Here is a 20,565-nt window from a genome sequence, read left to right as displayed (position 1 = left end):
TTTCGAGGTTAGCTACCCGCAGGAGCCCGCAGCTTTGACCGCAGTGCCCGACATCGAGTTTCGCGGGGTCACCAAACGCTACGGCAGCGTGACCGCGGTCAGCGGCATCGATCTTGCCATCCCGCCGTCTGCCTTTGTCGCCTTGCTCGGGCCGTCCGGCTGCGGCAAGACAACCTGCTTGCGCATGATCGGCGGCTTCGAACAGCCAAGCGAAGGTGCGGTATTCATCCGTGGCCACGACATGGCCGGCACGCCGCCCTATCGGCGGCCGGTCAACATGGTGTTCCAGCAATATGCGTTGTTTCCGCATCTGGATGTGGAGGACAACGTCGCCTATGGCCTGCGCCAGGCGCGGCCGCGCCTGTCGTCGCGGGAGATCAGCCTGAAGGCAGGCGAGGCGCTCGCCATGGTTCGCCTTGCCGGCTATGGACGCCGCAAGATCCATGAGCTTTCCGGCGGCCAGCAGCAGCGTGTCGCCCTGGCGCGGGCGCTGGTCAACAAGCCGGCGGTGCTGCTGCTCGACGAGCCCTTGGCGGCGCTCGACAAGAAGCTGCGCACCGACATGCAGATAGAGCTGCAGAACCTGCAGCGCGAGATCGGCATCACCTTCGTCCTGGTCACCCACGATCAGGAAGAGGCACTGTCGATGAGCGATTTCGTCTGCGTCATGAATGGCGGGCGCATCGTCCAGCTTGGGCAGCCGAGCGAAATCTATGACGAACCCGCCGACCTCTTCGTCGCCGACTTCGTCGGCAAGACCAATCTCTTGAGCGGCAAGGTCGTCGGGCTCTCGGGCAAGCTCGTCGAGGTGGCGCTTGCCGACGGCACCGTCATTGCAGCGCGCAAGCGGAGTTCGCTAGCTCAGGGTGAAGCCGTTTCGGTCAGCCTGCGTCCTGAATCGCTAAGCCTCGGCGCGCCCGGAAGCGGCCGGCTGGACGGCCTTGTCCGCAACCGGATCTTTCTCGGTTCGACCGCGGAATATGCAATCGAGGTCCAGGGCATCGGGACACTGCTCGCCAGGGCCGATCATATGGTCGGCGGTGGAAATCTCTTCAAGCCGGGTGAACCCGTCGCCGTCGGCTTTACAGCCGGAACGCCGCTGGCGTTTCCGGAGAATAACGGGACCAACCAGAGGGAAAACAAAAATGTCGAAATCGTATCGTGACGGACTGCCGATAAGCCCTGATAGATTCGTCGACCAGTTGATGCGGCTCAAGCGCGGTTCCATCGGCCGCCGCGAGTTCCTTGGCCTTACCGGGCTTGGTCTCGCAACCGCGGTACTGGCCCGCGAACTCGGCATCATGCCGTCGCCAGCCTTCGCCCAGGAGGGGCTTGGCGACCGCATGTCGATTGCCACCTGGCCCAATTATCACGACCCGGCGACGTTCGAGAATTTCAAGGCCGAGACCGGCGTTGCCGTCGAGGTCAACGTGTTCGGGTCAAACGAGGAGATGCTGGCCAAGCTGCAGGCCGGCGCCTCGGGCTGGAGCCTTTTCGTTCCGACCAACTACACGATCTCGACTTACAAGAAGCTTGGCATCATCGAAGCGCTCGATATGGCCAAGCTTGCCAATTATGACGGCTCGCAAGAAGACCCGCGCTTCACTGGGGAAGGCACCATCGACGGCGTGACCTACGCTGTGCCGAAGAATTGGGGCACCACCGGCTTTGCCGTCAACACCAAGAAACTGACCAAGCCGATGACGAGCTGGAAGGAATTCTGGGACACGGCCATGGCGGAGGGCGATGGCCGGACCATGGTTCATGACTACCAGCTGACCACGATCGGCAACGCGCTGAAATATTTCGGCTTCTCGTTCAACTCGCTGAGGCCGGACGAACTCGCAAAGGCGGAGGAATTGCTGCTGAAGGTCAAGCCGCATCTGTTCGCGGTCTCCAGCGACTACCAGCCGTCGATGCGGGCCGGCGACGCCTGGATGACGATGTGCTGGACCAATGACGGGGCGCAGCTCCACCGCGACATCCCCGAAATCGCCTATGTGCTCGGCAAGGAAGGCGGCGAGATCTGGACCGACTTCTACGCGATCCCCAAGGATGCGCCGAACAAGCCTGCCGGCTATGCCTTGCTCAACTATTTGATGAACCCGAAAGTCGCGGTCAAGGAGCACCTGGCCAACGGTGCGCCTTCCACCGATGCGCGGGTCAATGCGCTGCTGCCCAAGGAGGTGCTGGACAATCCGATCCTTTATCCGGCGGCGGATCTGCTGAAGCCGCTCGAATTCGGTGCGGCTGCGACGCTAACCGATCCGGGCCGGGCCGAATTGATGGCACGCTTCAAGTCGGCTTGAACCGGGCGGGCCACAGGCTCGATGCAGGCAACTCCCCCGGCGGACAGATGTCCGCCGGCACCGGGGCGGTTTTTTAGATGCGCAGCAATGTCCTTCGTCACAATCTCCTGACCGCCCTGCTGCTCGGTCCAGCAACCGCGTGGCTGGTGGTGTTTTTAGTTTTGCCGTTCGTGGCGATCGCAGTTTTCAGCGTCGGCGATCGGGCGCCGGAAGGCGGCTATCAGGCTGCTTTCACCTTGGCGCAATATGCCAATCTTCCGGCTCGAGCGACGGCCTTCTGGAACACCATGGTGCTGGCGCCGGCGGGCGCACTGGCCTGTCTTCTCGTTGCCTATCCGGTCGCCTATTACCTCGCTTTGCGCGCGCCGGAACGGTGGCGGCTGATCCTGCTGGCGCTTGTCGTCATCCCGTTCTGGACCAGCCTGCTGATGCGGACCTATGCATGGATGTATGTGCTTGGTGGGCGTGGCATCCCGGCTCTGCTGGCCTATGTCGGGGTCGAGGACGTGCGGCTGATCAACACGCCGGGAGCGGTTCTGCTCGGCATCGTCTATGGCTATCTGCCGCTGATGATCCTGCCGATCTATGTCAGCCTCGAGCGGCTCGACCGCCGGCTGCTGGAGGCCTCCGCCGATCTCGGCGCGACGCCGCTCTCGACATTCCTCGGCGTGACGCTGCGGCTGTCGCTGCCAGGTGTGATGACCGGCTTCTCGCTGGTCATGATCCTGCTGCTCGGCGAATATCTGATCCCGACGCTGCTCGGCGGCGGCAAGGTGTTCTTCATCGGCAATGCGCTGGTCGATCTGTTTCTGCAATCGCGCAATTGGCCGTTCGGATCCGCAATCGCCATCATGCTTGTGGCGGTCTCCGTGGTCGTGCTGCTTGCCGCGAACCGCATTTCGACCCGGCTTTCGGGTGCCCGCCGGGTGGACCTGATCTGATGCGTGCCTTCGTCGTTGCGGTCTTTGCTTTTCTCTACCTGCCGATCGCGCTGGTGGTGCTGTTCTCGTTCAACGCCGGCCACCATGCCAGCGAGTTCACCGGCTTCTCGGTGCAATGGTACGGCAAGGCCCTGGCGAACCCGTTCCTGGTCGAAGCGCTGAAGAACAGCCTGTTCATCGCCACGACCAGCGCCTTGCTGGCGGCGCTGTGCGGCACGGCGGCCGCGCTTGGCCTGGCGCGTGTCGGCGCGCGGACGCGAGCTATTTTCGATGCGCTGCTCGGCGCCGCGATCGTCGTTCCTGGCGTCGTCATCGGCATCTCGACGCTGGTCGCGCTGGTCCAGCTATTCGGGGTGGTCAACCCGTTTGTCGCTTCGCTGTGGCCAAACGACCAGCCGCCGCGCCTGGCGCTTGGCTATGGCTCGATCATCGCCGCGCACGGGCTGTTTTCGATGGCGCTGGTGGCGATGATTGTCGGCACGCGCCTCGGCAGCCTCGACCGCAACCTGGTCGAGGCCTCGAGCGACCTCTATGCCACCCCGCTGACGACGTTCCGCAGCATCGTGTTGCCGCAGATCATGCCGGCGGTGATCGCCGGCTTCCTGCTCGCCTTCACATTCTCCTTCGACGATTTCATCGTCGCTTTCTTCGTCGCCGGCGCACAGACGACATTGCCGATCTATGTCTTTGCCTCGATTCGGCGCGGGGTCACGCCGGAGATCAATGCCATCGCGACGATCGTGCTCGTCGCCTCCGTTCTGCTCGTGGTGCTTGCCCAATGGCAACTGCGCCAACGAAAACCATCCCACTGAAAGACAAAAAATGATTCTGAAAGATCGCATCGCCATGGTGACGGGTGCCGGGTCGGGGATCGGGCGTGCCGGCGCCATGATAATGGCCAGGGAAGGCGCGCTCGTGGTGATCGCCGACAGGGACCAGGCGGCGGGGGAAGCAACCGCTTCCGACATTCGTGCGGCCGGCGGTCGGGCCGAGGCAGTCGCCACCGATGTCGGCCAGGATGCGGCGGTCGAGCAGCTCATTGCAGGAACGCTGGGCCGGCATCGGCGGATCGACATCCTGCACAATCATGCCGGGATCCAGGTCGGCGGCACGCTGACCGAAGTCGGCGCCGACGGCATGGATGCCTCCTGGCGGATCAATGTGCGGGCGCAGTTCCTCGCGGCCAGGCTGGTCATGCCGTCGATGATCGCGCAGGGCGGCGGGGTGATCCTGAATACCGCCTCGAATTCGGGTGTGTTCTACGACCGCGAAATGATCGCCTACGCAACGTCAAAACATGCAGTGGTGGCGATGACCCGGCAGATGTCGCTCGACTATGCCAAACACAATGTCCGCATCAACGCGCTGTGCCCCGGCTGGGTCGATACGCCCTTCAACGAGCCGTTCATCACGCAGATGGGCGGGCGGGCGGCGATCGAGAACTATGTCCGCACCAAGATTCCCATGCAGCGCTGGGCCAGCGCGGAGGAAATCGCCGAAGCGATCCTGTTCCTCGTCTCCGACCGCTCGTCCTTCATGACCGGCCAGGCGCTGGTGATCGACGGCGGTGAAAGCATCGGCTGATCCGCCGCTCCCCGCATGTAGGAGCGGAAGATATGCTCTTGGCCTAACGGCCGGCGGCGAGATGTGCTTTCGTCTCAAGGAGAATGCGGCCAACATGGCCGGGCCGGGAAAAAGGGAAGGCTGCGTAATGGCCGAGGCCTATATCTGCGACTACATACGCACGCCGATCGGACGCTTTGGCGGTTCGTTGTCCGCGGTCCGTGCCGACGATCTCGGCGCGATCCCTCTGAAGGCGCTGATCGAGCGCAATCCAGGCATTGATTGGGCTGCTATCGACGACGTCGTCTATGGCTGCGCCAACCAGGCCGGCGAGGACAACCGCAATGTGGCACGCATGGCGCTGCTGCTGGCCGGCCTGCCCAAGGAGGTTCCCGGCTCGACCGTCAATCGCCTCTGCGGTTCGGGCATGGATGCGGTCATCATCGCAGCGCGCGCGATCAAGGCCGGCGAGGCGGAGCTGATGATATCAGGCGGCGTCGAATCGATGAGCCGTGCTCCGTTTGTCATGCCGAAGGCGGAAACCGCGTTTTCGCGCAATGCCGAGATTTACGACACCACGATCGGCTGGCGCTTCGTCAATCCGCTGATGAAGAAGCAATACGGCGTCGATTCGATGCCTGAGACCGGCGAGAACGTGGCGAAAGAGTTCGCTGTCTCTCGCGCCGACCAGGATGCGTTTGCCGTGCGCAGCCAGGACAAGGCGGTCGCCGCACAAACCAATGGCCGTCTGGCAAAGGAAATCACTCCGGTGACGATCGCGCAGCGCAAGGGCGATCCGGTCGTTGTCGACAGAGATGAGCATCCCCGCGGGGGCACGTCGATCGAAGCGTTGGCCAAGTTGCCGACGCCGTTCCGGCAAGGCGGCACCGTTACGGCCGGCAATGCGTCGGGCGTCAACGATGGTGCCGCGGCGCTGGTCGTCGCCTCGGAAACCGCCGTGAAAAAATACGGGTTGACGCCGATCGCCCGCATCCTCGGCGGTGCCACCGCCGGAGTGGCGCCGCGCATCATGGGCATCGGCCCGGTGCCGGCCACGCAAAAGCTGTGTGCCCGGCTCGGCCTGACGCCGCAGCAATTCGACGTCGTCGAGCTCAACGAGGCCTTTGCCTCGCAAGGCATCGCCGTGCTGCGCCAACTCGGCATTGCCGAAGACGCGGAGCACGTCAACCCGAATGGCGGCGCCATCGCGCTTGGCCATCCGCTCGGCATGTCCGGCGCGCGCATATCAGGCACGGCGGCGCTGGAGCTGCGCGAACGCGGCGCCCGCTACGGCCTCGCCACCATGTGCATCGGTGTCGGCCAAGGCATTGCGGTGGCGCTCGAGAGATTGTGAGCAAGGGTGGATTTGCCGGGCGATTTGATGGCGCGCTCCGCCCACTCAAATTTGACCATGTGGACAAAAGCCGGGCACCGCTCCATAGTTCCTTCGCTGATATTCCAGAGAAGAGAGCCGGCTCGACACGGCGCCAATCAGAGGGGCATGCAATGGACAACGGGAAGAGCAGAATCCAATCGAAACGCGAAGGGCTTTCGCGACGCAACGTGCTGGAGCTGGGCGCGCTCGGCCTGGCGGCGGCGATGCTGCCGGGCAGCGCCTTTGCCAAGACCAAGAAGCTGAAAGTGGCGGCGATCTTCGCCACGCCGATCGAGGAGCCGTGGGACAACCAGATCCACGTCGCCCTGCAGAAGGCCGAGAAGGAACTCGGCATCGAATACAAATGGTCGGAGAAGGTGCAGACCGCCGATTTCAGCCGTGTCATGCGCGAATATGCGCAGGGCGGCTATGAGCTGGTGCTGGGCGATGCCTTCGCCGCCGAGCGCGAGTCGCGCAGGACCGCCAAGCAGTTCCCGAAGACCGCCTTCCTGTTCGGCTCCGGCGCCGGGCCGGCCGAGCCGAATTTCGGGGTTTTCGACAACTGGATCCACGAGCCGGCCTATCTGTCCGGCATGATCGCCGGAAAAATGTCGAAATCGGGCACGATCGGCGCCGTCGCGGCGATGGGCATTCCGGAAGTGAACCGGCTGGTCAACGCCTTCTTTGCCGGCGCCAGGGAGGTCAATCCCAACATCAAGAAGAAGGTCGCCTTCATCGGCTCGTTCTTCGATCCGCCGAAGGCAAAGGAAGCGGCGGTCGCCCAGATCGATGCCGGCGTCGACGTCATCTATGCCGAGCGCTTCGGCGTCATCGAAGCGGCGGCCGAGAAGAAGATCCTCGCCATCTCCAACATGTCGGACCAGTCGAGCCTCGGCCCCGACACGGTGATCACCGGGCCGGTCTGGGATATGTATCCGACCGTCGAGCAGGCGATCAAGCTGGTCAAGGCCGGCGTCTTCACCGCGCAGGATTACGGCGATTTCTCGCGCATGGCCAAGGGCGGCTCCTACCTCGCGCCCTACCATAAATTCGACAAGACGCTGCCGGCCGAGGTCAAGGAACTGGTCGAGAAGAAGAAGGCCGAGATCCTCGACGGCAATTTCCGCGTCGACGTCGATGAGAATACGCCGGTCTCGGACTGAGATCCCTCCCCCTTGAGGGGAGGGTGGCCCGCAGGGCCGGGTGGGGTCCTCGGCGACGCGCTCCGTCGTCTTAAGTCAAAAGTCGAGGCAGCTGAGGTTACCCCTCCCGCCTCGCTTCGCTCGGCACCCTCCCCTCAAGGGGGAGGGATATCGGCGTCAACGCCACCAGGATCCCGCCTTGTCAACGCCTGCCCCTCTCATCGAAATGCGCGGCATCTCCAAGAGCTTCGGCGCCGTCAAGGCGAACGAAGCCGTCGATCTCAGCGTCGCGCCGGGTGAAATCCTCGGGCTGCTCGGCGAAAACGGCGCCGGCAAGACGACGCTGATGAATGTGCTGTTCGGTGCTTATGCGCCCGATGCCGGCGAGATCCTGGTGCAGGGCCTGCCGGTGGCGATCAACAGTTCGGCCGATGCGCTGGCCGCCGGCATCGGCATGGTGCACCAGCATTTTCATCTCGCATCGCGGCTTTCGGTGCTGGAGAACCTTTTGATCGGCATTCCCGGCAGATCGGGCCGGATCGACCGCGCCGGCGGGCTGGCACGGCTCGCCGAGATCGGCCGCCAGCACGGGCTGACGCTCGACCCGGACCTTCCCGTCTCGGCGCTGGCGGTCGGCGAGCAGCAGCGGCTGGAAATCGTCAAGGCGCTGTTTCGCGGCGCAAGGCTGCTGATCCTCGACGAGCCGACGGCGGTGCTGGCGCCGACAGAGGTCGACGGACTGTTTTCGGCGCTTCGCTCGATGGCGGCACAAGGGCTCGGCATCATCTTCATCTCGCACAAGCTCAACGAGGTGCGGGCACTGACGCATCGCTGCGTCGTGCTCAGGCATGGGCGCGTTGCCGGCCGGGTCGATGCGCCGGCCAGCACCACGTCCTCGGAGATGGCGCGGCTGATGTGCGGCCACGAGATCGTGCCTCCGGCCAGGGGACCGTCGATGCCCGGTGCGGCCGTGCTGACCCTCGGCGGCATCTCGACATCGCATCATTCCGGCATGGCGCTGCGCGATGTTTCGCTATCGGTTCGTGGCGGCGAGATACTCGGCATCGCCGGCGTCTCCGGCAATGGCCAGCGCGCGCTTGCCGAAGTGATTTCCGGCGTGCGAGCGCCCGATGCCGGGAAGATGACCATAGCCGGCAAAACGGTTTCGCGGTTCTCGCCGCGCGAGGTGCAGGCGCTCGGCCTTGGCCGCATCCCGGAAGACCGTATGACGACCGGGCTGGTCACCAATCTGCCGCTTGCCGATTCGATGGTTCTGCCGCGCATCGGCACGGCAGCGTTCAGCCGCAAAGGCCTGCTCAAGCCGGATGCGATCCGCGCCTTCGCCGAGGCACAGATCAAGGCCTATGACATTCGCTGTCCCGGGCCGATGACGCGCGCCGGGGCGCTTTCCGGCGGCAATCTGCAAAAGGCGCTTCTGGCGCGCGAACTCGCCTTCGATCCGAAGGTGCTGATCGTTTCGCAGCCGACTCGCGGCCTCGACATCGGCGCCGCGCGCTTCATCCACGAAAAATTCCTCGACATGCGCGCCAAGGGCTGCGGCATCATCGTCATCGGCGAGGATCTGGAAGAGTTGCTGATGCTCTCGGATCGTATCGCGGTGATGTATGAGGGCCGCATCGTCGGCACGCTGGACAGCGCCGATGCCAGCGTCGCCAGACTTGGGTTGATGATGACCGGGGCGGAGGGGAAGGCCTGATGCTCCGTCTCGAGGCCCGCACCTCAACGCCCACCTGGTTCAATCTGGCGCTGCCGCTGCTCGCCATCGGGGCGGCGCTGATCCTGTGCAGCGGCCTCATCGCATTGGCCGGCGCCGGTGTCGTTGAGGCCTACGGCGTGATGTTTTCGGCGTCGCTGGGCGACAGCTATGCCATCACCGAAACGCTGGTGCGTGCCACCCCGATGATCTTCACCGGGCTGGCCGTGGCGGTCGCTTTCCGCGCCAAATTCTGGAACATCGGCGCCGAAGGACAATTGCTGGCCGGTGCGGTGGCGAGCTGTGCGGTCGGCGCCATTCCGATGCCGGGGCCGCTCGCTATGCTGCTGATGGCGGCGACGGGTGCCGCCGCCGGTGCGGCCGTCGCCCTGATCCCCGCGACGTTGCGGGTGAAATTCAGGGTCGATGACGTGGTCAGTTCGCTGCTGCTCAATTCGGTCATTTTCTACGCACTGATGGCGCTGATCGAGGGGCCATGGAAGGATAGTTTCAGCGGCTACCCGATCTCGCCGCCGATCGAGGATACGGCCAATTTTCCGGTGCTGCTCGAAGGCACGCGGCTGCATCTCGGCGTCGTCGCGGCGCTGGTCGCAGCACCCCTGATCTGGTTCGTGGTCGCGCGCACTACGCTCGGCTTCCGCATCAGGGTCACCGGCGAAAACCCCGAGGCTGCGCGCTATGGCGGCATCAATGTCGAGCGGGTGCTGATTTCGACGGCGCTGCTGTCCGGCGCATTGGCCGGCCTTGCGGGCGTCGGCGAGGTCGGCGGCGTGCATTTCCAGGTAATGAGCGACATCTCGCCGGGCTATGGCTATTCCGGCATCGTCGTCGCCATGCTGGCAAGGCTCAATCCGCTCGGCGTGGTGCCGGCGGCGATCTTCCTTGCTGCCGTCATGACCGGCGCCGAGGCGATGTCGCGGGCGACCGGCGTTCCGGCCTTCCTCAGCGAAGTCATCCAGGGAACGGCGCTGCTCGCCATGCTGGTGGCGCTGCTGTTCACCGCCTATCGCATCCGCCGCGTGGGAACAGCCAAATGAGCGTGGTGCTGGAACAGATCTTCCAGGTCGGCTTCCTCGCCGCGATCATCCGCATCGCCACGCCGCTTGCCTTCGCGACGCTGGGCGAGATGTTCTCCGAGCGCGCCGGCGTGCTTAATCTCGGCATCGAAGGCATCATGCTGTTGTCGGCGATGACCGGCTTCACCGCGGCGAGCCTCAGCGGCAGCCTTTGGCTCGGCGTGCTCGCCGCCGTGCTGACCGGGGCGCTGATGGGCGCCGTGCACGCGCTGTTCACGGTGGCGCTCGGCCTCAGCCAGCATGTCTGCGGCATCGGCGTGACGCTGTTCAGTTCAGGTCTTGCTTACTTCCTCTATCGGCTGATCTTCGGCCAGCAATCGGTGCCACCGAACATCAAGGGGTTCGAGACGCTGCCGATCCCGATCCTGTCCGACATACCGGTGCTTGGGCCGGCGGTGTTCAACCAGTTTTCGCTGGTCTACATGGCGATGCTGTCTATTCCCCTGGCCGCCTTCGTGCTCTACCGCACACCGTGGGGCCTGTCGGTTCGCATGGTCGGTGAAAACCCGCGCGCCGCCGATTCGGCCGGCGTCAGCGTCATCGCTACGCGCTTCCAGGGGGTGATCCTCGGCGGTGCCTTGATGGGGCTGGCCGGTGCCTTCCTGTCGATGGCGCAGTTCAACGCGTTCACCTTCGGCGTGGTTTCGGGGCGTGGCTGGGTGGCAATCGCGCTCGTCGTTTTCGGCCGCTGGGATCCGTGGCGATCGGCAGGTGCTGCACTGCTGTTTGCCTTCGTCGACGCCTTGCAGTTGCGCATGCAGGCGAGCGGGCTTGGCCATATCCCCTACGAGGCGTTCCTGATGCTGCCGTTCATCTTCACCATCGTCGCCATGGCGGTGATGTCGCGCAATGCGGTGGCCCCGTCGGCGCTGCTCAAGCCATTCCGGCGCGAAGAGCGGTAGCGGCGCTTCGCCTCTCACATAGCGGTAAAGCCGTTGTCGACGAACAGATGGGCGCCGTTGACGAAGCTGGCCTCGTCGCTGGCCAGGAACAGGGCTGCCTTCGCCACCTCTTCCGGCTCGCCGATCCGTCCTTGCCGCGCGGCCATTGCCGCTTCGGAGACATCGACGCCGAGTTTGTCGAGATCGGCGACCTCGCGCAGGCCGTGCGGTGTCCTGATGAAGCCTGGACAGACCGCATTGCAGCGGATGTTGCGGTCGCGGAATTCGACGGCAATGGCACGCGCGAACATGTGACAGGCGCCCTTGGTGGTGTCGTAAAGCACCTCCATCGGCGTCGCCGCCACCGCCGAGATCGACGAAGTGCAGACGATGGAACCGCCGCCGGCGGCGATCATGCCGGGCAACACGGCGCGCGTCATCAGGAACATCGAACGCACATTGACGGCATGCAGCCAGTCCCATTCCTGCAGCGTGGTCTCCAGGAAGGGTTTGATAACGATGGTGCCGGCGTGATTGAACAGAACCGTGACCGGGCCGAATTTTTCCATCACGCCCGTCACCGCCGCTTCGACCTGCGCCTCATCCGATACGTCGGCGACCCAATGTTCGGCGACATGGCCGCGTTGCCTGATTGCCGCTGCGGTGGCGGCGGCGGCTTCGCCGTTGCGGTCGATGATCGCCACCTTGGCGCCCTCGGCCGCGAAAAGCTCCGAGGCCGCACCGCCCATTCCCGTCGCGCCGCCCGAAATGATGGCGACCTTGCCGGCCAGTCTTGTGCCCATGTTTTGCTCCTGCTGCTTTGTCGCGACGTCGCGGCTTTCCGCTGAAGCAGCGATGCTATCCCGCATCCATGGGATGGCCAAGGAGCCACAGACACATGGACCTGACGTTTTCTGCCGCTACCCCGGCGTGCCTCAAAAGGCAGCGCTAAGCAGTAAAAGCACTAATTTGCCCGCCGTTTGGAGAAAATTGTTCTAAGGATCGGGCGAAAATAGCACTTGACAAAGTCTACTGATTTTATAGATTAAGCGCCGAGACGGAGGTCGATATGTCCTATAGCCAGAACGCTCAGACTGCCCGCAAAGGCCAAAGGCTGGGTTCCGACCAGGTGTGGCGGCCGGCCTATGCCGGCGCTTTCGCGTATCTCGTCTTTGCCCTTGCGTTTGTATTCACCGGGGCAGTGGTACTGGGGCTGATCCCCTGATTATTGAGGCTTTGATCGTCGAGGCTTCCTTGGGGTAGCGGCCTGCCGTTTGCAGAAATTCCGGAGTTGATGAACCGAATGCCGGTGCGCTTTTGCGCGCCCTGATTCCAACGTGATGGAGGAGATGGCAATGCCGATCGAGTTCACGCATGTTCCCGGTAAGATCCACGCCGCCGACGCCAGCTTTTTCTACGACTTTGTCGAGACCGCGACGAAGCTGTCACTGATCGAGGATGCCGGATTCCAGAGGATCGTCATCGACGACCAGGCCGGACTGCTGACCAATATGGACCTTGCCGCCCAGACGCTGGACCGGACCTCCTCCCTCGAAGTCGTGCTAACGCATTGGGCGGGCGTGATCGAACCAACCGTGGCGGCGCGGCAGCTCGCTGCTCTCGACCAGAGAAGCGGTGGCCGGCTGTCGCTCAGGATGCTCAGTGAGCCGCTGAGCGACGACGATGCCGAGACACGTCCCGCCGGCCACACAGTGATCTGGCAACGCATCGACGAATATCTGGTGCTGCTGAAGCGGTTGTGGTCAAACGACATGCCGTTCGATCATGAAGGCACCTTTTACAGCATCAAAGGCGGCTATGTGCCGCGCAAGGGGCCGCATGGTGCCGATGTGACCATCCGCATGGGCGGGCAGTCGGGCACTGCGCTCAGGGTCGCGGGCAGGCATGCGGACGTGTTCGAGCTGGCGCCGGGCTCGCTTGCAGAAATCCGCCAGTCAATGGAGCGCGTACGCGGCGCCGCCGCCGAACACGGCCGGGCCGGCAAGCTGCGTTTCGCGCTTCCCGTCCGAATCCGTACGGAAGACCGAATCCGTTCGGAAGATAGGCCGGCCGCTTCCTGCCAGAAGGCGCTCGAACTTGCCGGGCCGCCGGCGCAGGTCGCGCTGTCGCTGCTTTCCCACGCCGCTTTGGGGATCAAGGAGTTCATGATCGTCGGCGTCGACAGGCCACGCGAGATTGCGACCGCCGGCCGCGAGGCGATCGCACTGCTGCGCAATTCGCTGGCACGGCGCGAGGCCGATGTCCCTCAGCCGGGGGCGTTTGCGTCACGCGCGACAGGAGAAGCGCGCGCTCCCTCCTGAGGCAGGGCTACCGCGTCATTTCAAGACCCGCTCGACAATTGCGCCGAAGGCCGACGGGTCGAATGCCGGCAGGATCAGCGGCTCGACGAAACCATCGCGCCGGGCCGTCAGTACATATTGCAGCATGGCTTCGTTATCAGGCATTTCGAAGACCTGGACGAAATCATAGGCGCCGAGGGTGGCATAGAAGGCGACCGACCGTCCGCCGAGTGCTGCAACGCGCTCCTCGCTGACCTTTCTGCGATCGGGGCTGCCGGCCAGCTCTGCCAGCCCTTTATCGGTCAGCCGCATCAGCGACACGTACAGGCGCTTGGTCGCCACCTTGTTGCTAGTCTCCTCGGACATATCAGCGCCCCTTGCCGGGTAATTGCGACAGTGCCGCAATGACGGCGGTCGAATCGGTCAGCGCGCCGAAGATGCCGTTTTCGACCGTCACCATGTGCAGCGCGGCCTCATGCGCATATCTGTCGCCGCTGGCGCAGGCATCCGAGATGGTCAGGCACTGGAAATTGCGGTCACAGGCCTCGCGCAAGGTCGTGTGCACGCAGACGTCGGTCGTGCATCCCGAAAACAGGAGATGCGTGATGCCTTGCGCGCGCAGCACATGCTCGAAATCCGTGTAGGTGAAGGCACCGTTGCAGGTTTTGTCGATGACGATGTCCTCAGGCGCCACCTCGATCTCGGCAACGATCTGGAAGCCGGGGCTCGAACGCAGCAGAATTTCGGTTCCTTCGAGGCCTGCCCGCTTGCGCCGCCATTTCTCATAGGGCGTCATGTCGGCCATATCCGCCCGATAGCCTTGCCTGGTGTGGATGATCCTGAGGCCGGCCGCCCGCGCGGCCGCGATCAGACGGTTCACAGTCGGCAGAATGGCCCGCAGCGGGCCAGGATCGTAGCCCTGTCTGGCGAAATAGCCTGTCGTCGACAGGAAATCCTCCTGCAGATCAATGACGATGAGCGCTGTGGTCTCGGCAATCAGCCTGCCGTCATAGGGAAAGTCGAACGGTTCTGCCTTGATCATGTTGGTTCTCGTAGAATTCAGGATATCGAGGCTTCGTTCGGCAGGACGCCGATGGCGGAGGGATGTATGCGGCAATCGACGACCTGTCCGGGCGCAGCGGCGATAGCCGCTTCCGAGCGCAGCGTCGCGACCATCTCTTCGCCCGCCGCCGTCCTGAGCAGGATGCGTTCAAGCGCGCCGACAAAGGAATTCTCGACCACCGTCGCCCGAAAGCCGATCTCGTCACCCGTTGCCTGGCCAATGCGGATGTCCTCGGGCCGCACCCACACAGTCAGGATATCGCCGGGCCGCTCGCGGCGGCCCTTTCCCTTCGGAAACCCGAAGCGCGTGCCGAACGCCTCGATGATCGTTTCGTCGTCGTCGGCGCAGCGCCCCGACAAGAAGTTGTTTTCGCCCAGGAAGCCGGCGACAAAACGCGTCGAGGGTTTCTTGTAGAGCTCGCGCGGCGGCCCGACTTCAACGATCCGGCCGTGGTTGAACACCGCAATCCGGTCGGACATTGCGATCGCCTCTTCCTGGTCGTGGGTGACGTAGACGAACGTCACCCCGGTCTCGCGATGCAGCCGCTTCAACTCCTTTTGCATCGCTTCGCGCAGCATACGGTCGAGCGCCGAAAGCGGCTCGTCCAGAAGCAGGATCCGCGGCCCGAAGGCCAGGGCGCGGGCTATGGCGACGCGCTGCTGCTGGCCGCCGGACAATTCGCGCGGCTTGCGCTCGGCAAGATTGTCGAGGCCGACCAGCGACAGCATCTCGGCGACCCGTGCGGCTATCTTCGCCTTGTCCCATTTGCGGACGCGAAGCGAGAAGGCGATGTTGTTGGCGACCGTGAGATGCGGGAACAGCGCATAACCCTGGAAGACGAAGCCGAAATTGCGGTCCTCGGGGTCGACGTGGGTTATGTCCGTGCCATCGAGGCGAATCGCCCCTTTGGTCGGCGTGGTGAAGCCGGCCAGCGACATCAGCAAGGTCGTCTTGCCGGACCCGGATGGCCCGAGCAAAGTGACGAACTCTCCCGCTTCGACCGAAAGGTTGATCCCGGTCAATGCGGTGACCTTGTCATAGGTCTTTGTCAGATCGTCGATGACCAGCAATGCCATGTCAGACCAGCGCCATGTCAGTTCGGGGCCATGTCAGTTCAGAACCATCAGATCGGGTCCCTGATCAGCGGCGCGGTCGAGCAATGCAGGCCACCGCCGCCCAGCTCGACCGGCTCGTAGTTGCAGGTCAGCACCGTGATGCCGGCGGCGTCGAGCCGATCCGACAGACGCTGCGAGCGGCTGCCATGCATGATCACGCGCCCCGGCGCGACGGCCAGGCAGTTGAGCGACATGGCGCTGTCTTCCGGGGGCAGTTCGATCATTTTGATGCCGCGCTTCTGCAGATATTCGATGAATGGATAGGGCAGTTCGTTGACGTTGACGATCGCTGTCTCGACATCGACCATGATGAAGGCGCCGTCGATGTGAATGCGGTATCCGGGCATAGGCACCTTGATCAGCTCCACGCCCAACCCGGCGAGGATGCTTTCGACCTGCCGCACGCCTTCCGGGTTGCAGGCGATGCTGACGGTGCAGACGGCGGTTTTGGAATCGATGAAGGCAAAGCCGCCGCCTTCGAAGACGGCGGAGCCGTGGATGGTGCCGAGGATCGGGCAGCCGGCCTTGGCCAACGCCCGGGTCACCGGCAGTTCCTCGCCGCGGCGCACCCGCCGCGCCAGGCGCGTGACGATGGCGCCGCCCGGGACGCCGATGACGCTGTCGCGCGTATAGATCTGCTTCATCGCTCCGGGAGCGGCCCTGTCAACGAGAATGACGTCGACGCCTTCCGCACGCAGCAAATTGGTGAACTCGTCATGGGCGCGCTGCATGGCGGGCAAATCGGGCATTGTGCGGCCCATCCAGTACCAGCCTTTCTCCGGATCGCCGAAGCCGCCGACTTCGGGCATCGGCTTGTTTTCGACGACGGAGAGCTCGTCGCCGGGTCGGTGCATCAGGACGGCACGCAAGCGGCCGACATCGTTCGAACAGCCCCAATGGCGCCCCCATACCGGGATCTGCTCCTCAGCCGTATCGAAGCCCGGCTCAGGGACGGAGCCGAATATGCTGAAGAACTTATTCTCCCGGTACTCGTTGTCGCTCATTGCGGTGCTCATTGGTCTTCCTTTCCTCGATTGTTCCCGGCGACCGGGGCTTGAACTAGGATTTCCGTTGTCGGCGTGCGGCCAGCGCGCGTGCGGCAAGCGCCAGCACCGTTATGACGAGCAGGACGGTGGCTATCGCCGCCAGCGCCGGATCGACCGCATCCTGGATGCTGGTCCAGATGCGGCGTGGCAACGTGACGACGGCGCGCCCGGTGATGAAAAGCGTCACCGTGATCTCGTCCCAGGAGGCGACGAAGGCGAGCAGCGCGCCCGCGGCAACGCCAGGCACGATGTTCGGCAAGATCACCTTGCCGAACACGGTCATCGGCCTGGCGCCGAGGCTTCTGGCAGCCTGTACCAGCTTCTGATCGAGATTGGACAGCGAGGCACCGATCGCCAGCACGGTCAACGGCAAGGCCAGCACGACATGTACAAGGATAACGCCCGTATAGCTGTCGAGCAGCGACAGACGCGCCCACAGCTTGACCATGCCGACGGCGTATATGATCGGCGGCACGATCATCGGCGACAGCAGAAGTATGCGCATTAGGGATGACCACCAGCCTCCTGCCACCCAGGCGCCGACGGCGAAAGCGACGCCGAGCGCGGTGGCGATCGCAGCGCAGGCAAGCGCGATACCGGCACTGGTCAGCATGCTGGGTAGCCAACCCTTACTCCAGTCGGCGAGCGCCGCGAAATGCTCCATCGAAATGCCGTCCTGCGGCAACGACAGATAATCGCGGTCGGTCAATGCGACCGGGATCACCACCAGGATCGGTACGAACAGGAAGCCGAGCAAGCACCATGCCACAAGGCGCGGCAGTCCGATCTCGAGGATGCGCCGCGGCTTCATTGCTGCGGCCTGGCGACGAAGGCGGCGCGCAGCGCCGGACTGCGCATGGCGGCAAAGACGATGATGCCGACCACCAGAAGCAGCATGGTCGACAGCGATGTCGCTAGATCCCAGCGCGAGGTGCTCGAGATCTGCACAGAGATATATTCGGCGATCATCAGGGTCTTGCCGGCGCCGAGCAGGGCCGGCGTCACCAGAAAGCCAAGCGAGAAAACGAAGACGAACAGTGTCGCCAACGCGATGCCGGGCAGGCTTAGCGGCAGCCAGACGCGCCAGAAGATCGTTGCCGGACGCGCGCCCAGCGAGCGTGCCGCCTGCATGATGCGGCGGTCGATATCGGACAGATTGGCATAGAGCAGCAGGATGGCGAACGGCATCATATAGTGCACCATGCCGATGGTGACGCCGAAAAGATTGTAGACGAGGTCGAGCGGCGTCGAGATCACGCCCATATCCATCAAGGCGCTGTTGAGGACGCCCCGCCGGCGCAGGATGGTGATCCAGGAAAACGCCCTGACCAGCACCGATATCCAGAACGGCACTAGCACCAGGAACAGCGAGATGCGGCGCCAGCCCGCCGACATATGGATGATGGCGAAGGCGACGACATAGCTTGCCAGCACCGTCATCACCGTCGTCATGACGGACACTTTGAGCGTCGTCATGACGACGCGGCCGACCGCTGCGTTGGCGAACAGGTTCTGGTAGTTGGCAAGGCCGAGCTTCGGCTCGGTCAGGCTCAACGCCAGAACCTGCAGGATCGGCGCCGCATACAGGCCGATTGCCACCAGGCTGGCGGGAACCGTCAGCAGCAAAGCTGTTGTTTTGAAATTTCGCATCGGACATAGGCCGCCAACTTTGCCGGGGGCGGCCCTTTCCTTGTTGGCTCGCCCTCTCAGCTCGAGATGAAGTCCAGGTATTTGTTCTGGAGCTCGGTCTCGTGTTCCGCGTAATAAGCGGGATTGAGCATGATCTGCGAGGCAGCATTTTCCTTCGTCGTCGGATTCACGAGGGCGTCCTCCGGCGTCATCAAGGCGAGCGTCTTGGGGTTGGACGGTCCGTTGCCCATGATCTGCAGCAGCACGAGCTGGCCGGCCGGATCGAGCGTCGAATTGATGAAGTCGAACACTTTCTTGCCGGCGGGATTGCCCTTCGGAACCGACCACGCGCTGGCCGAAAGGATGTTCTGTTCCCAGATCCACTTGAATTTGTCGGGGGTCTCTTTGTGCAGGAGATTGGCGCGGGTGTGCCAGATGTTGCCCATCGCCACTTCGCCCTCGCGGAACAGTTGCTGGGTCTGCGCGCCGCCCTCCCAGAAGATGATGTCGGCGAGCATCGGCTTCAGCTTCTTGAACGCCCGGTCGACGTCGAGTGGGTAGAGGTCGGCGGGCGCGACCCCGTCCGCCATGAGGACGAATTCGAGCTGGCCCTGGATCCATTTGCACATTGTGCGCTTGCCGGGAAATTTGGCCGTGTCGAAGAAGTCGGCCCACCCTGTCGGCGCGACACCCTTGGTTGCGTCGGCATCGTAGGCAAGCACGTTCGAATAGACGTAGTTCGAGATGCCAAACTCGCCGGCGAAATTCTCGGGCACCTGCGACTTGTCGACGATCGTGTAGTCGATCTTCTCGACCAGATTGCCCTTGCCCAGCGTCAGGGAATCGATCATGCCGCCGTCGGTGGCATCCCAGATGACCTTGCCGGACTCGACCATGGCCCGGATTGTGCCGATCGCAGGCCCTGCCCCGTCGATCACCACTTTCATGCCGCTCTTCTGGGTGAAAGGGTCGCCATAGGCCTTGGCGAAGGCGTCCGCCGCAGCCCCTCCCCAGTTGCAGACGACGATTTCGGAGGCGTCGGCCTGGGCAACGCCGGGCTTGAAGGCGGTCACAAGTCCGAGGCCGCCGAGAGCAAAGAGGAAAGAGCGGCGATCGATCTCACCGCGGTTGAATTTTTCCAGCGCGATCTGCGCCGCGTCTTGTGCGAAATGCGAGATTGTCATTTTTCATTCTCCCATTGTTGATGGTGGACTGCATGTCTTCGCGGATTTGATCCGTCTCTGTTCAAATTCCCACTCTTGCCGGCGGTCGGTTTTCCGCTGAGGCGTTTCCAGCCAGTTTCCAATGCGTCCTGCGCGGCGCGCCCACGGAGTGGCGCACGACAAGTTTCACCGCAACCGGCGCCGCGTCCGGTATTTCGACGCCGTTGATGTGGTCGATCAACAGGCCGACGGCTCGACGGCCGAATTCCTCCGCCGACTGACGGATGGCCGTCAGCGGCGGATCGAGCAGGTCGACATTGCGGATGTCGTCGAAACCGACCAGCGACAGATCGGCGGGCACGCTGATGCCGAGCTTGCGACAGCCTTGCAAAATCCCCAGCGCCAGCATGTCTGCAGAGGCGAAGATTGCGGTCGGCGGGTTGTCGAGTGCAGCGAACCGCCGGATCGCGCGCAGGCCGGACTCCTCGTCATAGTCGCCGAAAAAGACGTAGCCGGGCTCGAGCTGCAGGCCTCTGCGTTCGAGGCATTCCTCGAAGGCTCCGAACCGCTCCCTGCTGCTGAGCAGCGCCGGTGGGCCGCCGACAAAGGCGATCGCCTGGTGGCCACTATCCAGAAGATGCTCGGTCGCCAGCCTGGCGCCGCGACGGTTATCGGCAAACAGGCGTGGCGCAATGGCGCCGGGAACGTCCTCGTCGACCAGGACGACGTTGCTGCAGGCATTGATCTTCTGGACCAGTGCGCCATCGTCCGGATGGTTGGTCATCAGCAGGATACCGTCGACCTGCGCGTCGTCGATGCGCGACAGGAAGCCCAGTTCCTTGGCGGCGATGTTGCGGCTGTTGAACATCACCAGGCTGTAGCCGAGCCGGCTTGCCTCCTCTTCGGCCGCACTCGCGATGGCGGCGAAAAATGGGTAGGAGATGTCGGAAACGATCAGGCCGATGGTTTCGCTACGGCCCTTGCTCAGCCGTCGCGCGATGGCGTTGGGGCGATATTCCAGTTCCGCCACCGCCGCCCTGATGCGTTCGCTGGTTTCCGCCGGGAGCTTGATGCGGCCGTTCAGGTGACGCGACACGGTGGTGACCGAGACGCCGGCCGCATGTGCGACGTTCCTGATCGTGGATGCTGTGGGTTTCTTCATGAGGCGACTTCGCCCAGCGTTTGCCGATGGGCAGAGTTCAGCACAGGAATTTACGCTTGTAAACC

At 63.6% G+C, this 20,565-nt stretch carries 21 protein-coding genes; 12 read left to right on the top strand and 9 right to left on the bottom strand.

Features of this window, described 5'->3' with window-relative positions:
• Window positions 1-34 precede the first annotated feature (34 nt).
• The 10 genes from NKI19_RS04865 (at window position 35) to NKI19_RS04820 (ending at window position 11,043) form a co-directional block, all read left to right on the top strand.
• On the top strand, window positions 35-1,165 hold the full coding sequence (locus tag NKI19_RS04865) for an ABC transporter ATP-binding protein (RefSeq protein WP_352492253.1): 1,131 nt from the start codon (window positions 35-37) through the stop codon (window positions 1,163-1,165).
• Entirely contained in the window at window positions 1,146-2,309 is a 1,164-nt protein-coding gene (locus tag NKI19_RS04860; protein ID WP_352492252.1) for an ABC transporter substrate-binding protein, read from the top strand. Before NKI19_RS04865 ends, NKI19_RS04860 begins: the two co-directional genes overlap by 20 nt.
• A gap of 77 nt (window positions 2,310-2,386) precedes the next feature.
• Complete coding sequence (locus NKI19_RS04855) at window positions 2,387-3,250, top strand: ABC transporter permease (protein WP_352492251.1); 864 nt, start codon at window positions 2,387-2,389, stop codon at window positions 3,248-3,250.
• Entirely contained in the window at window positions 3,250-4,062 is an 813-nt protein-coding gene (locus NKI19_RS04850; RefSeq protein WP_352492250.1) for an ABC transporter permease, read from the top strand. The genes NKI19_RS04855 and NKI19_RS04850 overlap by 1 nt, the downstream gene beginning before the upstream one ends.
• A 10-nt stretch (window positions 4,063-4,072) precedes the next feature.
• Complete coding sequence (locus NKI19_RS04845) at window positions 4,073-4,834, top strand: SDR family NAD(P)-dependent oxidoreductase (RefSeq protein WP_352492249.1); 762 nt, start codon at window positions 4,073-4,075, stop codon at window positions 4,832-4,834.
• Window positions 4,835-4,961: 127 nt separating this feature from the next.
• Window positions 4,962-6,167, top strand: a complete 1,206-nt coding sequence (pcaF, locus tag NKI19_RS04840) for a 3-oxoadipyl-CoA thiolase (RefSeq protein ID WP_352564740.1) — start codon at window positions 4,962-4,964, stop codon at window positions 6,165-6,167.
• Window positions 6,168-6,319: 152 nt separating this feature from the next.
• A complete protein-coding gene (locus NKI19_RS04835) occupies window positions 6,320-7,351 on the top strand; it encodes a BMP family protein (RefSeq protein ID WP_352451297.1) in 1,032 nt (343 codons plus the stop codon).
• A gap of 205 nt (window positions 7,352-7,556) precedes the next feature.
• The gene (locus NKI19_RS04830; RefSeq protein WP_502899238.1) at window positions 7,557-9,047 is read left to right on the top strand and encodes an ABC transporter ATP-binding protein; all 1,491 of its coding nucleotides are present in this window, start codon (window positions 7,557-7,559) and stop codon (window positions 9,045-9,047) included.
• Entirely contained in the window at window positions 9,047-10,102 is a 1,056-nt protein-coding gene (locus NKI19_RS04825) for an ABC transporter permease (RefSeq protein WP_352492247.1), read from the top strand. The genes NKI19_RS04830 and NKI19_RS04825 overlap by 1 nt, the downstream gene beginning before the upstream one ends.
• Entirely contained in the window at window positions 10,099-11,043 is a 945-nt protein-coding gene (locus NKI19_RS04820) for an ABC transporter permease (protein WP_352492246.1), read from the top strand. The genes NKI19_RS04825 and NKI19_RS04820 overlap by 4 nt, the downstream gene beginning before the upstream one ends.
• Before the next feature lie 14 nt (window positions 11,044-11,057).
• On the opposite strand, the gene NKI19_RS04815 is transcribed toward NKI19_RS04820, so the two are convergent.
• The gene (locus NKI19_RS04815; RefSeq protein ID WP_352492245.1) at window positions 11,058-11,825 is read right to left on the bottom strand and encodes an SDR family NAD(P)-dependent oxidoreductase; all 768 of its coding nucleotides are present in this window, start codon (window positions 11,823-11,825) and stop codon (window positions 11,058-11,060) included.
• Window positions 11,826-12,091: 266 nt separating this feature from the next.
• Here NKI19_RS04815 and NKI19_RS04810 point away from each other — a divergent pair, with 266 nt between their 5' ends.
• Window positions 12,092-12,247: a hypothetical protein gene (locus tag NKI19_RS04810; RefSeq protein WP_023678176.1), complete on the top strand. Its 156-nt coding sequence runs from the start codon at window positions 12,092-12,094 to the stop codon at window positions 12,245-12,247.
• A gap of 130 nt (window positions 12,248-12,377) precedes the next feature.
• Window positions 12,378-13,343: an LLM class flavin-dependent oxidoreductase gene (locus NKI19_RS04805; protein ID WP_352492244.1), complete on the top strand. Its 966-nt coding sequence runs from the start codon at window positions 12,378-12,380 to the stop codon at window positions 13,341-13,343.
• A 15-nt stretch (window positions 13,344-13,358) separates the two neighbouring features.
• On the opposite strand, the gene NKI19_RS04800 is transcribed toward NKI19_RS04805, so the two are convergent.
• The 8 genes from NKI19_RS04800 to NKI19_RS04765 form a co-directional block, all read right to left on the bottom strand.
• The gene (locus NKI19_RS04800) at window positions 13,359-13,688 is read right to left on the bottom strand and encodes a GYD domain-containing protein (RefSeq protein WP_352492243.1); all 330 of its coding nucleotides are present in this window, start codon (window positions 13,686-13,688) and stop codon (window positions 13,359-13,361) included.
• 1 nt (window position 13,689) lies between these two features.
• Entirely contained in the window at window positions 13,690-14,364 is a 675-nt protein-coding gene (locus NKI19_RS04795; RefSeq protein WP_352492242.1) for a cysteine hydrolase family protein, read from the bottom strand.
• Between the two features lie 17 nt (window positions 14,365-14,381).
• Entirely contained in the window at window positions 14,382-15,461 is a 1,080-nt protein-coding gene (locus tag NKI19_RS04790; protein ID WP_352492241.1) for an ABC transporter ATP-binding protein, read from the bottom strand.
• A gap of 47 nt (window positions 15,462-15,508) precedes the next feature.
• Window positions 15,509-16,516 (bottom strand): dimethylarginine dimethylaminohydrolase family protein, encoded by a 1,008-nt coding sequence (locus NKI19_RS04785; RefSeq protein ID WP_352492240.1) that lies wholly within the window; start codon window positions 16,514-16,516, stop codon window positions 15,509-15,511.
• 43 nt (window positions 16,517-16,559) lie between these two features.
• The gene (locus NKI19_RS04780) at window positions 16,560-17,357 is read right to left on the bottom strand and encodes an ABC transporter permease (RefSeq protein ID WP_352492239.1); all 798 of its coding nucleotides are present in this window, start codon (window positions 17,355-17,357) and stop codon (window positions 16,560-16,562) included.
• Window positions 17,354-18,196 (bottom strand): ABC transporter permease, encoded by an 843-nt coding sequence (locus NKI19_RS04775; protein WP_352492238.1) that lies wholly within the window; start codon window positions 18,194-18,196, stop codon window positions 17,354-17,356. Before NKI19_RS04775 ends, NKI19_RS04780 begins: the two co-directional genes overlap by 4 nt.
• 56 nt (window positions 18,197-18,252) lie before the next feature.
• On the bottom strand, window positions 18,253-19,359 hold the full coding sequence (locus tag NKI19_RS04770) for an ABC transporter substrate-binding protein (protein WP_352564707.1): 1,107 nt from the start codon (window positions 19,357-19,359) through the stop codon (window positions 18,253-18,255).
• A 61-nt stretch (window positions 19,360-19,420) separates the two neighbouring features.
• Window positions 19,421-20,500 carry a LacI family DNA-binding transcriptional regulator gene (locus NKI19_RS04765; RefSeq protein WP_352492236.1) on the bottom strand — a complete coding sequence of 360 codons (1,080 nt, stop codon included), beginning with the start codon at window positions 20,498-20,500 and terminating at the stop codon, window positions 19,421-19,423.
• Window positions 20,501-20,565 lie beyond the last annotated feature (65 nt).

Source organism: Mesorhizobium sp. M0751 (genome assembly GCF_040320265.1).
Classification (GTDB): domain Bacteria; phylum Pseudomonadota; class Alphaproteobacteria; order Rhizobiales; family Rhizobiaceae; genus Mesorhizobium.
This window is presented reverse-complemented; position numbering and strand designations above follow the sequence as displayed.

Coding starts and splice junctions, on each gene's coding strand:
- NKI19_RS04810 (WP_023678176.1), top strand. CDS start 12,092: ATGTCCTATAGCCAGAACGCTCAGACTGCCCGCAAAGGCCAAAGGCTG.
- NKI19_RS04790 (WP_352492241.1), bottom strand. CDS start 15,461: ATGGCATTGCTGGTCATCGACGATCTGACAAAGACCTATGACAAGGTC.
- NKI19_RS04775 (WP_352492238.1), bottom strand. CDS start 18,196: ATGCGAAATTTCAAAACAACAGCTTTGCTGCTGACGGTTCCCGCCAGC.
- NKI19_RS04795 (WP_352492242.1), bottom strand. CDS start 14,364: ATGATCAAGGCAGAACCGTTCGACTTTCCCTATGACGGCAGGCTGATT.
- NKI19_RS04780 (WP_352492239.1), bottom strand. CDS start 17,357: ATGAAGCCGCGGCGCATCCTCGAGATCGGACTGCCGCGCCTTGTGGCA.
- NKI19_RS04835 (WP_352451297.1), top strand. CDS start 6,320: ATGGACAACGGGAAGAGCAGAATCCAATCGAAACGCGAAGGGCTTTCG.
- NKI19_RS04785 (WP_352492240.1), bottom strand. CDS start 16,516: ATGAGCACCGCAATGAGCGACAACGAGTACCGGGAGAATAAGTTCTTC.
- NKI19_RS04830 (WP_502899238.1), top strand. CDS start 7,557: ATGCGCGGCATCTCCAAGAGCTTCGGCGCCGTCAAGGCGAACGAAGCC.
- NKI19_RS04800 (WP_352492243.1), bottom strand. CDS start 13,688: ATGTCCGAGGAGACTAGCAACAAGGTGGCGACCAAGCGCCTGTACGTG.
- NKI19_RS04805 (WP_352492244.1), top strand. CDS start 12,378: ATGCCGATCGAGTTCACGCATGTTCCCGGTAAGATCCACGCCGCCGAC.
- NKI19_RS04860 (WP_352492252.1), top strand. CDS start 1,146: ATGTCGAAATCGTATCGTGACGGACTGCCGATAAGCCCTGATAGATTC.
- NKI19_RS04850 (WP_352492250.1), top strand. CDS start 3,250: ATGCGTGCCTTCGTCGTTGCGGTCTTTGCTTTTCTCTACCTGCCGATC.
- NKI19_RS04845 (WP_352492249.1), top strand. CDS start 4,073: ATGATTCTGAAAGATCGCATCGCCATGGTGACGGGTGCCGGGTCGGGG.
- pcaF (WP_352564740.1), top strand. CDS start 4,962: ATGGCCGAGGCCTATATCTGCGACTACATACGCACGCCGATCGGACGC.
- NKI19_RS04855 (WP_352492251.1), top strand. CDS start 2,387: ATGCGCAGCAATGTCCTTCGTCACAATCTCCTGACCGCCCTGCTGCTC.
- NKI19_RS04825 (WP_352492247.1), top strand. CDS start 9,047: ATGCTCCGTCTCGAGGCCCGCACCTCAACGCCCACCTGGTTCAATCTG.
- NKI19_RS04770 (WP_352564707.1), bottom strand. CDS start 19,359: ATGACAATCTCGCATTTCGCACAAGACGCGGCGCAGATCGCGCTGGAA.
- NKI19_RS04820 (WP_352492246.1), top strand. CDS start 10,099: ATGAGCGTGGTGCTGGAACAGATCTTCCAGGTCGGCTTCCTCGCCGCG.
- NKI19_RS04815 (WP_352492245.1), bottom strand. CDS start 11,825: ATGGGCACAAGACTGGCCGGCAAGGTCGCCATCATTTCGGGCGGCGCG.
- NKI19_RS04765 (WP_352492236.1), bottom strand. CDS start 20,500: ATGAAGAAACCCACAGCATCCACGATCAGGAACGTCGCACATGCGGCC.